The organism is Roseovarius bejariae (assembly GCF_009669325.1).
GTDB lineage: Bacteria > Pseudomonadota > Alphaproteobacteria > Rhodobacterales > Rhodobacteraceae > Roseovarius > Roseovarius bejariae.
Map to the genome: position 1 here is coordinate 1,032,264 of NZ_SZWE01000001.1, position 13,001 is coordinate 1,045,264.

The window sequence follows — 13,001 nt, forward strand, 5'->3', positions numbered from 1 at the left end:
ATCGCGCGCCTTATCGGGGGGTCAGTGTGCTCATTTGGCCGCTTTGACTTCGATCTTGCGGCTTGGGTGCTGCGCCTCGGGCTTCTTGGGCAGGTGGACCGTGAGCACGCCGTTGTTGAAGCGGGCGTCTATCTTGTCCCGGTCGATGCCCTCGGGCAAGCGAAGAGAGCGGCGGAATGACCCGAAGCGGCGTTCGCAAACGTAATAGTCCCCTTCCTTGTCACCTTCCTCGGTTTCCTCCTTTTTCTCGCCGCTCAGGGTCAGGGTGCTGTCTGTGACCTGAACATCGATGTCCGCTTCGGCCATTCCGGGCAGATCGGCCACGATCTTGATTTCGTCCTCCTTGTCGATGACGTCCCATTGCGGGGCCGTGGCACTCATGGCCAGCCCCGAGGCCGTTTGATCGGCGCCTGGCGCGCGCGAGCGCCGGAACGGGGCAAGGGCGTTGCCGGAGTAGAATTCGTCAAACAGGTTCTCGATTTCCTGACGGAGGTCCCAGAACGGGTGCCAACCGCCTGTCGGGGTCCTTGGCCCTTCTGCCTTGGATTTGGCCGGGGTGGTGTCTTGGTCTTTTGCCATGTGATCCTCCTATGCTTGCAGGGATGTTCATGGGGCGAGTCGCGGACTCGTCCTGCGGAGGATTCAGCCATTGTTGAGGGGGATGCGCCTTAACCGCCGTCAACGCGCGGGTGCGGCTGCAAGGATCGACATTAGATACTGATCGTAAAGCGCCGTCACGCCCGCGCGATTGAGGTGATCGGTATCGAAAAAATAGCGCGGGTCGGGGAGTGCGCCGCCCAGGTCGTGGTATGGGATGCCGCGCGGGGCCAGTTCTGCCCGCAAGCGCCGGTCGAATGCCGCCTCGTCCGGCAAGGCATCGCGGAAGGCCTCCGGCACGGGGAGTTTGATGACGGTGACCCTTATGCCTTGTGCCTGTGCGGCATCGAACATCGAGGCCAATACCCCGAGGTAGCGGGCCATGGTATCGGCCTGCGGCGGGTCGGGATAGAGATAGTCGGCCCGCGCCTCGACCGCATGGCGCGACAGGCGGACCTTGCGGTCAAACCCCGCGGCCCCGGTCCAGCCCTCCTGTGGGAAACGGTCAGGCGGGTTGAGTTTGGAAAACCCTGTCAGGTAATCGGCCAGCCCCGCCGGGTCTGTGCCATGGTGCAGCACCATGGCCGCCATATGGCGCGCGGTCGAGAGGCGCAGGGGCGTTTTGCGCAGCAGCGTGCGGTCACTGATCCGCGCCTCGTTCCAGTCCGGCGCGGCGAAGGCGAAGGCATCGACGACATAGAGCAAGCGACGCGGCGCGATGTCCTGCATGGCTTGCTTGAACACCAGGTGGTTGTAGAGCGGCCCTGCGCCGACTTCGGCCAGAACCGCCATGGTTTGGCCCGTTTCGGCCTGAAGGCGTGCGGGAATATCCCCAAAGCGCAGGGGCAAGGCGTGGGAGGCACCCAGAACGGCCCAGTCCACCTGTTGGCCCTTGAGGGCGAGCAACCTTTGAAACGGGGTGTCCTGCCCGGTGCGTGCGACTGTCGCTTCGGCAACCCATGCCGCCGCACCGTAAAGCACGAGGAACAGCGCAAGGAACCGGGCGATGGCGCGGCGGGGAAAGGGCAGAACGGGGCGGTCGGCGATATCCATGGCAGGGCCTTTCAGAATTGCATGTAGACGAAAGCCTCGCTTTGCCAGCGGCCCAGCAGCAGGAGGGCAAAAAGACCCGCGAAGATCGCCGCCCAGCGCAGGACGCGGGGGGCGCGGGCGAGGCGGTTTCTCAGGCGTTTTTGCTCCATCACCAGTTCGATGATGAGCAGGCCTGCGACAAGCGCCGCAAGGAAGCCTTGTTCGGCAGTGAAGGGGTAACGGGTGACGAGGCGGGGAAGCTCGGGCAAGGCGGCCGCGATGCGCGAGATCACGGTCATCCCGTCGCCAAGGTCGGCGGCCCGGAAAAACACCCAGCTGACCAGCACGAGGTGAAAGACCAGCAGGGTGGTCAGGACGCCGTAGAGCGGGGCGAGTCCTGAGCCCTTCAAGCGGACCCGGATTGTCCGGCGGATCGGGTTGAGTGCGCGTTCCACGCAAAGGTACACACCGTTCAGCGCGCCCCAGGCCAGGAACCCCCAGCCGATCCCGTAGCCCAGGCCAGCGTGCCAGATACCACTGACCATGAAAACGATCATCAGCCCCAGGTACATGCGCAGCGCGGTTCGCGACGGCCCCATGAAGGGGTAATAGAGGTAGTCGCGAAACCAGTCGGCCAGCGAAATGTGCCAGCGGCGCGACCAGAATTCACTGATCGACTGGGCGAAATAGGCGCGGCGGAAGTTTTGCGACAGGCGGATGCCGAAAAGCCGTGAGGCCCCGCGCGCCATGTCGGTGTAGCCCGAAAAATCGCAGTAGATCTGGAAGGCGAAGAAATAGGTGGCGATGATCAGCTCCAGTGGCACGGCATAGGCCGGGATCGCATAGGTCCGGTCGACGAAGGGCGCGAGGTTGTCGGCCACCACCACCTTTTTCACTAGCCCCCAGAGGAAAAGCTGCCCGCCCAGCGCGAAATGCGCGGGCTTCATCGGTGCGCGGCGGGTCAATTCGGCGGTGAAGGGGGTGATCCGTTCGATGGGGCCTGCCAGCAGTTTGGGAAACCATGCGAGGTAGAGCGCATCCTGACGGATGTTGGCGGAGGCCTCGGCCGGGGTGCGGTAGCGGTCGATCAGAAGGGCGATGGCGGTGAAGGCATAGAAGGAAAACCCGGCGGGGGCGCTGAGCCCCAGTCGCGGGAGCCATGCGAGATCTTCGACCAGCGGGTCATAGTATTTCAGGGCGAACATCAACCCGAGGATCGCGAGAATTCCGGACCAAAGCACCAAGCGCCGGTTCCCGGCGTCGGGTGTAGCAAGATACCGACCGGCGGCCAGAGCGATCAGGGCCACCACCCCGAGATAAGCAAGGTTCTCGATGGCGAAACTGGCGTAGAACCCGAGGCTGGCCAGCAAGAGCCACGGCAGGCGCCACCGCGCCGGAAGCCACCAGAACAGAACAACGGCAACCGGCAGGAAGAGCAGGAATTCAAGCGATGTGAAAAGCATGGCCTACCCCGTTGCCGGATACCGTGCGCCCCTAGTAGGAGGCACCGCCCGCCCGAAGCGCGGGCGGGATCAGGTCAATGGGAATGCCCGCGTTGATCACCAGATAATCGGCCATCAATTGTCGTTCCCCGGGTGTCGTTTCGATCTCGATGTGGCTGGGGGAGTTCATGGTTCCGAGCCATGCCTCGCGGGTGCGCTCCTGCGTGACGACGACGGTGATGATATGGCACGACTGGCACAGGGCCAGCGACATGTCGCGCCCGTCGCGGGGCAGATCGCCTTGTGCAGGCAGGGGCGCGCGGGCCGCGAGGTAATGGGCCAGCGTGTCGCGTTGCCAATCGTCGAGCGCCGCAACCGCAGGGGCATTGGCCGCGGCCTTGTCCAGCGTGCCGCGCCATTGCGGGGCATCGGCGGTCTGGGTGGTGATGGCCTTTTCCAAATCCGATGGCAGGCCCTCGGTGCGCAGATTTTGAAGCAAGGTCCGCCCCCCGTCGGGGATGAAGGCGAAAACATCGTCCTCCTGCGCCGCGGTGATCGCCCCGAACGTCAGGGCGGTCAGGAGGGTCAGGATGCGTAAACCGTGTTTTCTCATGTTCGGCCTCCTTTCTACGGAATGGCGCATGTCAGAACCGCCATTCCGGCGGGACGTCCTCGAAACTCAGGGGCATGTTCAGGGCCGAGTAGCTGGCGAAGGTGTCGCGCTCGACCTCGTTCATGGGGATTTCGGTGTGAAACGGGGCCTTGAAGGTGCCTTTCCATCCGGTCAGATCGCGGTCGTGCATCAGGTAGCCGGTGAAGAGCGAATGGCAGAACTGGCATTGGGCGATGGCAAGGTCCTTGCCATCGGGGGGCAGTTGCGCCGCCCAATCCTCGTCTGTGACCTCTGCCAGCGGCAAGTTCAGGGCCGCGTATCCGGCGAGGGTTTCAACAGGGGTCTCGGCCATGTCCGGGGCCTGTGCGCGCGCCCAGTCGGCCCAGTCTGCGGACCCGGCCTTGCGGGTCAGGACGGAGTGCCGGGCGTCGGGTTCCAACCCCGCGACCAGCCCGGCCAGAAGGCTGCGCCCGCCGTCGGGGATGAAGGCGAATTGATCCTCCTCGGCCCAAAGCACCGTGGCCAGACAGACCGGAACCGCGATCAGGAGAGACCACCTCATGACCCGCTGCCCCCTTCGGGTGCGGTGAAGCCGTAGACCGGGACGGACAGGCTGCGTCGCGGCCTGCCCTGAGCGCCCTGCCCCGCTTGCATCATGTCGAGCGCCATGGCGGTTTCATCCTCGAAATACCGCTCGCCACAGCGGATGCAGACCAGTGCCGGGATGTCCTCGATCACCACGAGGTCTTCGCCGCGCCAGAGCGCGGTCTTGACCCGGTCGCGCCGGAGGGTTCCCCCGCCGCAACTGGTGCAGCCGGACAGCGGCGCGGGCGCGGGGCCGTCATTCATCGTATCAGACAAGGTCACGGGCCGCCCCCGCGATACCTTCGGCATTGGGCCGCATCCATGTGAACATCTCGGGCGAGGCGGGCGGCGGCGCATCGGGGAAGGCCACGCGTTTCACCTTGAGGCCCTCGACGTTTTCCGCCGCGCGGGCGATCACCTCGGCCCCCGGGCAAAGGGTGTAGTAGGATTGATCCACCGTCAGGAGCCGTTTCGTCTTGGCGACCGAATTGACGATGGTTTCGGTATCCATGGCATTAAGCGCGCGCAGGTCGATCACCTCGACGCTCATGCCCTCGCCGGTCAGGGCCTCGGCGGCCTCAAGCACGCCGGGCATGCCCGCGCCGGAACTGACGATGGTCAGGTCGCTGCCTTCCATGCGCACCGCCGCCTTGTCGAGCGGCACCTCGTAGGCCTCGTCGGGGACCTCTTCGGTCAGGGTGCGCAACCCGGCGGGGTAGAGGTAAACCACCGGATCCATCGAGCGCAGGGCGGCGTGCATCATCCCCTTGGCGTCATAGGGCGTGGAGGGAACCACGGTGCGCACGCCGGGGATATGCATGTAATAGCTGTCTTCCTCGTAACAGGAGTGCTGCTGCGCGAAACCGGGCGTCTGGCCCGTCATCTCGATGATCCAGACCACAGGCAGGTCGGCCTGCCCGCCGGTCTTGTGGCGCAGTTTGCCCGCCACGTTCTGGATCACCTCGAAGGGAATGAGTGCGCCCTGATAGGGTATGTAGGTGGCCGATTTCGACCCGGCCAGCGCCGCGCCCAGCGCGGCCGATGACATCCAGTTCTCATCGATGCCGGTGTTGACCACGCGCTTGCGTCCGAACTCGGTTTCCAGATTGATCACCGGTTTTCCGGGGTTCGAGGCGACCGGCGGGGTCAGTTCGAAGATCCAGGTCATCGCCGGGTCCTGCTGCATTTCGTATTGCACGGCCTCAAGGACCGAATACATCCAGCTTTTCTGTGCCATTGTCGTTGTCCTTTCAGAATATCGCCTTGCGCCTCAGCCGAACTGGCGGGCGGGCACGGAGCCTGTCGCGAACACATGTTTGAGACCGTCCTCGGGGGTGCAGAGCGGTTGACTGAGCCCCCATTCGAAGGCCTCGGCGATCTCGGTCTTGACCTCGTCCTCGATCGCGGTGGCGCGGGCATCGTCCAGAACGCCCCAGTCGACGAGGATATCGCGCGAGATGTCCACCGGGTCGCGCTGCATCCAGGCGCGGACCTCGCGTTCGGGCCGGAAGGAGGTGATCGCCAGCGGATCATACCCGAAGGCGCCCAGTTCACCGGCCTTGGCGCCCGGGGCGCCCCAGTGGTTGTAGTAGCGATAGGTCTTGGCCTCGATGAAGGTCGGGCCGCCGCCCGCACGGGCGCGGTCCACCGCATCCTTGGCGGCATTGTAGACCTGTATCACGTCCTGACCGTCGACCACCTCGACCGCGATCCCATAGGCGGCGGCAGCATCGGCGATGTCCTTGTGCGGGCAGGAATAGCTGTAATGCGCGTATTGGTGATAGAGGTTGTTCTCGCACACATAGATGAGCGGCAGGTCCAGCAGCCGGGCGTTGTTGAGGGTCGAGTGGAAATGCGGTGCGGCGTAGTTGCCGTCACCGGCGAAGACCACCGAGACCTGATCCGAACCGCGCGCGCGGAAGGAAAAGGCCGATCCCGAGGCAATCACAGGCGCCGGGCCAATCATCCCGTCGGCCCCGATGAAGCCGACCGAAGGGTCGGAAATATGCATTTCCGCCCCGTAGCCGCTGTTCATGCCGGTGGCGCGGAAATCCATTTCCGCCACCATCTTGGGGATGTCCACGCCCTTGGCGATGGCATGACCCGAGGGCCGGTGCGAGGAATAGACAAGGTCGATCTGTTCGAAGGGTCCGTCATTGCGGAGCGCGGAACAGACACCTGTCGCCACGGCCTCCTGCCCGGCGTAGAAGTGGTTATAGCCACGGTAGTCGGGGTTGCTCAGCATCTGGTCGGCCTGTGTCCGCTCGTGCCAGCGGATGCGCAGGATCGTGCGGTACATATGGATCAGTTTTTCATCCGACAGGTCCTTGGCGAAAAAGCCGATGTCGCCGTTGGCCATGGCGCGGTGTCCGGCTGTGGAGACCACCGCGCCGGTCAGCGCGGCAAGTTGCAGGAACCCCCGCCGTGATTCAGAACTGGGTGCATCGTCCTCGCCTGTCTGCGGCGAGGGGTCGAAATTATGTGCCATGGTTGCCTCCTTCCCAAGCATTGGCCCGCAGGTCCGCCGCAGAGGTGGCCCTGCATCATCAATGAGGAGAAGGGTAAGCAGGGTTTGGTGAGTCGTCGTTTACCCGTGTTAATCGGCGGTGGATGGACGGCACCCGCCCTCAGCCCAGTTTGCGCGACAGGTAGTCCACCGCTTTTTCGGGGGTCTCGAGGCGCGGGTAGTCGGTTTCAGGGACCGACAGGCCGAGCCGCGTTTGAAGTGCTGTCACGAGGTTGAGGATGTCCATGGAATCAAGCCCGAGGTCATCCATCAGGTGATCGTCGTCCGACAGGGTTGCCGCCTCGACATCGGGGGCGATGCGGGTGAGTTCATCTATGAAGACGCTGCGTATCTCGTCACGGGTCATGGGGCCTCCGGTGTGGTTTGGTCATGTCTCATCGGTTTCAAGGGTCGAGATGTCGCCCTCGGGCAGGCCCAGTTCGCGCGCCTTGAGAAGGCGGCGCATGATCTTGCCCGAACGTGTCTTGGGCAGGCTTTCGCGGAACGCGATCTGACGGGGGGCCACGGCCGGACCAAGGCGCTTGCGGGCGTGGCCGCGCAGGGCGCGCTCTGTCTCCTCGGAGGGCTCGAAGCCGGGGTTGAGCACGACATAAGCCTTCACGATTTCGCCGGCGGTTTCATCGGGCAGGCCGATCACCCCGGCCTCGGCCACGGCGTCATGTTCGATCAGGGCGCTTTCCACCTCGAAGGGGCCGATCAGGTGGCCCGAGGATTTGATGAGGTCATCGGCGCGGCCCACGAACCAGAAATAGCCATCGGTATCGCGCATCGCCAGATCGCCCGACAGGTACCAGCCATCGCGAAAGCATTTGTCATAGCGCGCCTGTTCGTTCAGGTAGGCCCGCATCATCGACGGCCAGCCGGGCCGCAGCGCCAGTTCGCCCACCTCGCCGGGGCCGCATTCATGCAGGTGCTTGCCGCCGGTCTCGACTATGCCCGCCTCGATCCCCGGCAGAGGCTTGCCCATCGAGCCGGGCTTGATGTCCATGGCGGCGGTATTGGCGATCATGATGCCGGCGGTTTCAGACTGCCACCAGTTGTCGTGAAAGGGCCGCCCGAATACCGTCTGTCCCCAGACGACGGCCTCGGGGTTGAGGGGTTCGCCGACACTGGCCAGAAATTTCAGCTGGCTGAAATCATGGCCCGAGGCGGCCGTTCTGCCTGCCCGCATCATCATCCGAATGGCCGTGGGGGCGGTGTACCAGACCTCGATTTTTTCGCGCTCCAGAATGTCGTACCACCGTTCAAGATCGAATTCGGCCTCGTCCACGATCATCGTGGCCCCGTTCACCAAGGGAGAGATGATGCCGTAGGAGGTGCCCGTCACCCAGCCCGGATCGGCGGTGCACCAGTAGATCGTGCCGGGTTTGAGTTCGAGCGCGTAACGCCCGGTGACGGCATGGGCGACGACGGCCTGATGGACATGCACGACACCCTTGGGCTTCCCGGTGGTGCCGGACGTGAAATGGATCAGGGCCATGTCCTCGGGGTCGGTGTGTGCGATGTCGGCGGTGTCGGGGGCACGGTCCAGTTCCGGCCCGAGCGCGACGCAATCATCGGGCGCATCCCTGCCCACGATGAGCACCAGTTTCAGCGAGGGGATTTCAGCCCGCCACGGGGCGATCTTGCGGCGGTAGATCGAGGCGGTGGTGATCAGCGCGCGGGCCTCGCCGATTTCCATCCGGGTACGGACGGGTTCGGGGCCGAAGGCCGAGAAGAGCGGAGTAAAGACCGCCCCCGCGCGCAGGGTGCCCAGCGCCGCAAAGTAAAGTTCGGGCACCCGGCCCATCATCGAATACAGGCGGTCCCCCTTGCCGATGCCATGCCGTGCAAGGATGTTGGCGAATTTCGAGGCGTTGCGCAGCAGGTCGTCGTAGGTGAAGTCCCGTGTCTCGCCCGAGGCCCCCAGCCATCGTATTGCCAAGCGGTCGCCGTGGCCTTCGGCGACGTGCCGGTCGAGCGCTTCGTAGGCAATGTTGAGGCCGCCCCCGGGCAGGCCCGCAAGGCTTTGGCGGGCTTTTTCCCATGAGAAGCCCGCCCGCGCGGCCTTGGTATCGGGCCATGCGGCGGCGGTTCGATCCGCGGCGGATTTGGTAATGGTTTGCCACGTCATGGCGTTCGCATTGGCATTTCTGGCCTCCCTCGGTTGCCGGTATGAGCCTAACCGTGGAGGGGCCTTGCTGCTTTAACCTATGGCAAGCATGGGGGTTAATCCGGGGCGGTGTCCGTTTTCCCGACAAGGCTGTCGGCTTCGTCCATCAGCCGGATGACCTCATCGTCGGAGGTCTGGCCGAAGTCGTCGTAATGAGCGCCGACGCCGAAAAGCGGTCGGGGCTGGAGCAGGCAGACGACCTCATCGACGTCCCCGCGCAGGGCGGCAAGCGTGTCGGGTGCGGCGACTGGTACGGCCAGCACAAGTTTGGCCGGTCCGCGTTGCCGCAGCGCCTTGAGGGAGGCGCGCATGGTGGCACCGGTGGCGATCCCGTCATCGACGACGATCACGGTTCGCCCTTTGATGGGGATGGACGCGCGACCCTTCAGGTAGACGGCCCGGCGGCGCGCGATTTCCTTGAGTTGCGCCTGTGCCAGACCGTCGATGTCGTCGCGCGACAGCCCGGCCTGTGCTGCGATTGTGTCGTTGACGACGATCTGGGGATCATCGCCGTTGACCACGGCGGCGGCGGCCAGCTCGGGTTGTCCCGGCACACCGATCTTGCGCACCATCACGATGTCCATCGGGGCATTCAGTCTGCGCGCGACCTCGATCCCCACGGGAACGCCGCCGCGCGGCAATGCCTGAACGACCGGATCGGAATAGCCCTTGTCGGCAAGGGCCTTTGCAAGGGCTTTTCCGGCTTCGGTTCGATTGAGGAATCTATCCATGGTTCCACCCATATGCCATTTTACCAATCCCGGCTTGCGCCTCAACCGCGGTCAGGGCGCGCGCCCTGCCCCTGACCTTGCGACGGCCCGTTCATCTTGGCCTTGATCATGCGCAATCGCCCTGCCCCGCCTTTCGACGTATCGACCGCCGGTTGACTTGATCAATCGCAAGGCGGGGTTTCGACAGGTCCCTATGCTTGCCCTTGCAAAGCGCCTAGAGTGCGAACAGGAAAGGGAGTGCCCATGGGCGCAGTTTTTCGAACGCAGGGCCTGACCAAGATTTACGACACCGGCGAACTCAAGGTCAGGGCGCTGGATGGCGTGGATTTGACCCTGTTCACCGGAGAACTGGCCGTGCTTCTGGGGCCATCGGGAAGCGGCAAATCCACCCTGTTGAACATTCTTGGAGGGCTGGATCATGCGACATCCGGCAAGGTGTGGTTTCGCGATCTGGACCTGACGTCGATGAATGACCGGAGCCTGACGAAATACCGGCGCGATCACGTGGGGTTCGTGTTTCAATTCTATAACCTCGTGGCCAGCCTGACGGCGCGGGAGAACGTGCAACTGGTCACCGATGTCGCCCCCAATCCGATGCCTGCCGAGGAGGCGCTGGCGCAGGTCGGGCTGGATCATCGGCTGGATCATTTTCCCGCCGAGATGTCGGGCGGGGAGCAACAACGGGTGGCCATCGCCCGGGCCATCGCCAAGCGGCCCGAAGTGTTGCTGTGCGACGAGCCGACCGGGGCGCTGGACAGCCAGACCGGCGTTCAGGTGCTGGAGGTGTTGCGCGACGTCAATGACCGGCTGGGCACGAGCACGGCGGTCATCACCCATAATGTCGCGATCCGGCAGATGGCGCATCGCGTGGTGTATTTCCTCGATGGCCGGATCGACCGGGTGGAGGAAAACACCACCCGCGTCGCGCCTGCCGAGATCAGTTGGTGAGGGCCGGGCATGACCGCGCTTGACCGCAAGCTGCTGCGTGATTTCCGGCGCCTTTGGGCGCAGGCCTTGGCGATTGCCCTGGTGCTGGCCTGTGGGGTGGCCATCCTGTTGACGACCTTCGGCACCTTCATTTCGTTGGAGGAGACCCGCCGCGCCTATTACGAGCGCAACCGCTTTGCCGATGTCTTTGCCGATGCCAATCGCGCGCCACTTTGGCTGATGCAGGAAATTCGGCGGATTGACGGGGTGCGGGCGGCGGATGCGCGCATATCGCAATTCGCGGTTCTCGATGTCCCCGGGCGCGCGGAAACGGTTACCGCGCGCATTCTGTCGTTGCCCCCGAACGGTCAATCACATCTGAACCTGCCGGTCTTGCAGGCGGGGCGGCTCCCCTCGCCCGATGCGACACATGAAGTCGCCGTGAACGCCCCCTTCGCCGCGGCCAACAACCTGCGGCCCGGGGATACCTTCCATGCCAATCTGAACGGGCACCGGCGCGCGCTGACCCTGACCGGGACGCTGTTGTCGCCCGAGTTCATCTATACCATCGGTCCCGGCGCCCTGATGCCCGACAATGAAACCTTCGGTGTGCTCTGGATGCCCGAACGTGCCGTGGCTGGGGCGTTTGACATGGACGGGGCGTTCAACAACGTGACCCTGAAACTGAACCGTGGGGCGAGCCGGGCAGACGTGATCGACCGCCTGGACGACCTGTTGGAGCCTTATGGCGGTCTTGGAGCCTATGGCCGCGACATTCAACTCTCCAACAGTTTCATCGAGTCCGAGTTGGAGCAATTGAAAACCAGCGCCATGATCCTGCCGCCCATCTTCTACGCAATCTCCGCCTTTCTGGTCAGCATGGTCATCAGCCGGATCATCGCGCTGGAACGCAGCGAGATCGGGCTGTTGAAGGCCATCGGCTATTCCAACGTGGAAATCTGTGTGCATTACCTTCTGCTGGCGGTATTGATTGCCATGGCTGGTACGGTGATCGGATGGGGCGTGGGCACATGGCTGGCGCGGGCGCTGGCGCGGCTGTATGCGCAATTCTTCGATTTCCCCTATCTGATCTACAACCTGAACTATAGCGCCTATGCGCTGTCTGGCCTTTTGGCGGTGGCCAGCGCGGCCTTGGGCGCCGGGCGCAGTGCCCTGCGGGCGGCGCAACTGCCCCCGGCCGTGGCCATGGCGCCGCCCGCGCCGCCGCGGTTCAAGCGCACGTGGCTGGACCGGGTCATGGTGGCCTTGCGCCTGTCCCAGCCGGTGGTGATGATCCTGCGCAGCCTGCTACGCTGGCCGCTACGATCCGGTTTCACGGCGCTGGGGCTGGCGCTGGCCGTGGCGGTTCTGGTGGCCACCAGTTTTTTCCCGGCGGCTTTGAATGAGCTGATCTCGACCACCTTCGACCGTACGAACCGGCAGGATGCGATATTGCTGTTCGAGCCCGACATTCCCGAAACGGCTTTGGCCGAGGTGGCCCGCCTGCCCGGCGTTTTCCGCGCCGAGGGGCAGCAGTTTCAATCCGCCGTGCTGCGCCATGGGCATCGGGAAAAGGATGTCGCCATCGAGGCCCGCCGCCCCGGCGCAGATCTTGCGCGGATCATCACAACGGATGGTCAGGCGGTTGATCCGCCCCCGGAAGGGTTGATGCTGTCGCGGCGGTTGGCCGGGCAGCTTGGGGTGCAGCCCGGCGACATCATCGAAGTCGAGTTTCTGGGCGGGATCAACGAAACCCATTTCGTACCGGTGGCCGGACTGGTGCGGCAATACATCGGGCTGGGCGCCTACATGGACCTGGACACGCTCAGCCGCCTGTTGCGTCAGGCGCCCCGGATCTCGGTTGCCAACCTGCAAGTCGATGCGCAGGCCCTTCCGCAGTTGCATCAGGTGCTGAAGGACACCCCGGAACTCAGCGGCCTGATCCAGATGAACAAGATGCAACGCTCCTTCGAGGCAACGATCCGCGAGAACGTGGATATCATGACGACGATCTACCTGACCGTTGCCGTGCTGATCACCATAGGGGTGGCCTATAATGGCGCGCGCATCCAATTATCGGAACGGGCGCGCGAACTGGCAAGCCTGCGCATCCTTGGCTTTTCGCGCGGCGAGGTCTCGTTCATCCTTGTGGGTGAGACCATGGTTCTGGCGCTATTGGCGCAACCGCTTGGCTGGTTGCTGGGGGCCGGCATCGCCAAGGCGCTGGCCGAGGGATCGACCAGTGACCTTTACGAGATTCCGCTGGTCTTGCCCCCGGCGGGCTTTGCACAGGCCAGCCTGGTGGTGTTGGCGGCGGCGCTGATCTCGTCGCTGGTCGTTCGGCGGCGGCTGGACCGGCTGGACCTGGTGCAGGTGATGAAAACGCGGGAGTAAG

General features: G+C 64.2%; 13 protein-coding genes. 2 read left to right on the forward strand and 11 right to left on the reverse strand.

What is annotated here, in order from left to right:
- Window positions 1-30: 30 nt before the first annotated feature.
- The 11 genes from FDP25_RS04870 to FDP25_RS04920 form a co-directional block, all read right to left on the reverse strand.
- Window positions 31-579: an Hsp20/alpha crystallin family protein gene (locus FDP25_RS04870; protein WP_154149476.1), complete on the reverse strand. Its 549-nt coding sequence runs from the start codon at window positions 577-579 to the stop codon at window positions 31-33.
- A gap of 99 nt (window positions 580-678) precedes the next feature.
- On the reverse strand, window positions 679-1,650 hold the full coding sequence (locus FDP25_RS04875) for a hypothetical protein (protein ID WP_154149478.1): 972 nt from the start codon (window positions 1,648-1,650) through the stop codon (window positions 679-681).
- An 11-nt stretch (window positions 1,651-1,661) separates the two neighbouring features.
- Window positions 1,662-3,092, reverse strand: coding sequence for an MBOAT family O-acyltransferase (locus tag FDP25_RS04880; RefSeq protein WP_154149481.1), 1,431 nt, complete (start codon window positions 3,090-3,092; stop codon window positions 1,662-1,664).
- A 31-nt stretch (window positions 3,093-3,123) separates the two neighbouring features.
- On the reverse strand, window positions 3,124-3,684 hold the full coding sequence (locus tag FDP25_RS04885; RefSeq protein ID WP_154149483.1) for a hypothetical protein: 561 nt from the start codon (window positions 3,682-3,684) through the stop codon (window positions 3,124-3,126).
- A gap of 31 nt (window positions 3,685-3,715) precedes the next feature.
- Window positions 3,716-4,246, reverse strand: a complete 531-nt coding sequence (locus tag FDP25_RS04890; protein ID WP_154149485.1) for a hypothetical protein — start codon at window positions 4,244-4,246, stop codon at window positions 3,716-3,718.
- Complete coding sequence (locus FDP25_RS04895; protein WP_218939966.1) at window positions 4,243-4,551, reverse strand: type II toxin-antitoxin system MqsA family antitoxin; 309 nt, start codon at window positions 4,549-4,551, stop codon at window positions 4,243-4,245. The genes FDP25_RS04890 and FDP25_RS04895 overlap by 4 nt, the downstream gene beginning before the upstream one ends.
- Window positions 4,538-5,506: an alpha-ketoacid dehydrogenase subunit beta gene (locus FDP25_RS04900; RefSeq protein WP_154149487.1), complete on the reverse strand. Its 969-nt coding sequence runs from the start codon at window positions 5,504-5,506 to the stop codon at window positions 4,538-4,540. Before FDP25_RS04900 ends, FDP25_RS04895 begins: the two co-directional genes overlap by 14 nt.
- Before the next feature lie 33 nt (window positions 5,507-5,539).
- On the reverse strand, window positions 5,540-6,757 hold the full coding sequence (locus tag FDP25_RS04905) for a thiamine pyrophosphate-dependent dehydrogenase E1 component subunit alpha (RefSeq protein ID WP_154149489.1): 1,218 nt from the start codon (window positions 6,755-6,757) through the stop codon (window positions 5,540-5,542).
- A 139-nt stretch (window positions 6,758-6,896) separates the two neighbouring features.
- Complete coding sequence (locus FDP25_RS04910) at window positions 6,897-7,142, reverse strand: acyl carrier protein (RefSeq protein WP_154149491.1); 246 nt, start codon at window positions 7,140-7,142, stop codon at window positions 6,897-6,899.
- 21 nt (window positions 7,143-7,163) lie between these two features.
- Complete coding sequence (acsA, locus tag FDP25_RS04915) at window positions 7,164-8,909, reverse strand: acetate--CoA ligase (protein ID WP_154149493.1); 1,746 nt, start codon at window positions 8,907-8,909, stop codon at window positions 7,164-7,166.
- 95 nt (window positions 8,910-9,004) lie between these two features.
- Window positions 9,005-9,679 carry a phosphoribosyltransferase gene (locus tag FDP25_RS04920; protein ID WP_154149495.1) on the reverse strand — a complete coding sequence of 225 codons (675 nt, stop codon included), beginning with the start codon at window positions 9,677-9,679 and terminating at the stop codon, window positions 9,005-9,007.
- A gap of 243 nt (window positions 9,680-9,922) precedes the next feature.
- Between FDP25_RS04920 and FDP25_RS04925 the strand changes: the two genes are divergently transcribed.
- Together FDP25_RS04925 and FDP25_RS04930 are read left to right on the forward strand one after the other, a co-directional pair.
- Window positions 9,923-10,627 carry an ABC transporter ATP-binding protein gene (locus FDP25_RS04925; RefSeq protein WP_154149497.1) on the forward strand — a complete coding sequence of 235 codons (705 nt, stop codon included), beginning with the start codon at window positions 9,923-9,925 and terminating at the stop codon, window positions 10,625-10,627.
- 9 nt (window positions 10,628-10,636) lie between these two features.
- The gene (locus FDP25_RS04930; protein WP_154149499.1) at window positions 10,637-13,000 is read left to right on the forward strand and encodes an ABC transporter permease; all 2,364 of its coding nucleotides are present in this window, start codon (window positions 10,637-10,639) and stop codon (window positions 12,998-13,000) included.
- Window position 13,001: the final 1 nt, after the last annotated feature.

What these genes read in the sequence shown, in the direction of transcription:
- FDP25_RS04925 (WP_154149497.1), top strand. Translation starts at nt 9,923, where the DNA reads ATGGGCGCAGTTTTTCGAACGCAGGGCCTGACCAAGATTTACGACACC.
- FDP25_RS04885 (WP_154149483.1), bottom strand. Translation starts at nt 3,684, where the DNA reads ATGAGAAAACACGGTTTACGCATCCTGACCCTCCTGACCGCCCTGACG.
- FDP25_RS04890 (WP_154149485.1), bottom strand. Translation starts at nt 4,246, where the DNA reads ATGAGGTGGTCTCTCCTGATCGCGGTTCCGGTCTGTCTGGCCACGGTG.
- acsA (WP_154149493.1), bottom strand. Translation starts at nt 8,909, where the DNA reads ATGACGTGGCAAACCATTACCAAATCCGCCGCGGATCGAACCGCCGCC.
- FDP25_RS04900 (WP_154149487.1), bottom strand. Translation starts at nt 5,506, where the DNA reads ATGGCACAGAAAAGCTGGATGTATTCGGTCCTTGAGGCCGTGCAATAC.
- FDP25_RS04905 (WP_154149489.1), bottom strand. Translation starts at nt 6,757, where the DNA reads ATGGCACATAATTTCGACCCCTCGCCGCAGACAGGCGAGGACGATGCA.
- FDP25_RS04870 (WP_154149476.1), bottom strand. Translation starts at nt 579, where the DNA reads ATGGCAAAAGACCAAGACACCACCCCGGCCAAATCCAAGGCAGAAGGG.
- FDP25_RS04910 (WP_154149491.1), bottom strand. Translation starts at nt 7,142, where the DNA reads ATGACCCGTGACGAGATACGCAGCGTCTTCATAGATGAACTCACCCGC.
- FDP25_RS04920 (WP_154149495.1), bottom strand. Translation starts at nt 9,679, where the DNA reads ATGGATAGATTCCTCAATCGAACCGAAGCCGGAAAAGCCCTTGCAAAG.
- FDP25_RS04930 (WP_154149499.1), top strand. Translation starts at nt 10,637, where the DNA reads ATGACCGCGCTTGACCGCAAGCTGCTGCGTGATTTCCGGCGCCTTTGG.
- FDP25_RS04880 (WP_154149481.1), bottom strand. Translation starts at nt 3,092, where the DNA reads ATGCTTTTCACATCGCTTGAATTCCTGCTCTTCCTGCCGGTTGCCGTT.
- FDP25_RS04875 (WP_154149478.1), bottom strand. Translation starts at nt 1,650, where the DNA reads ATGGATATCGCCGACCGCCCCGTTCTGCCCTTTCCCCGCCGCGCCATC.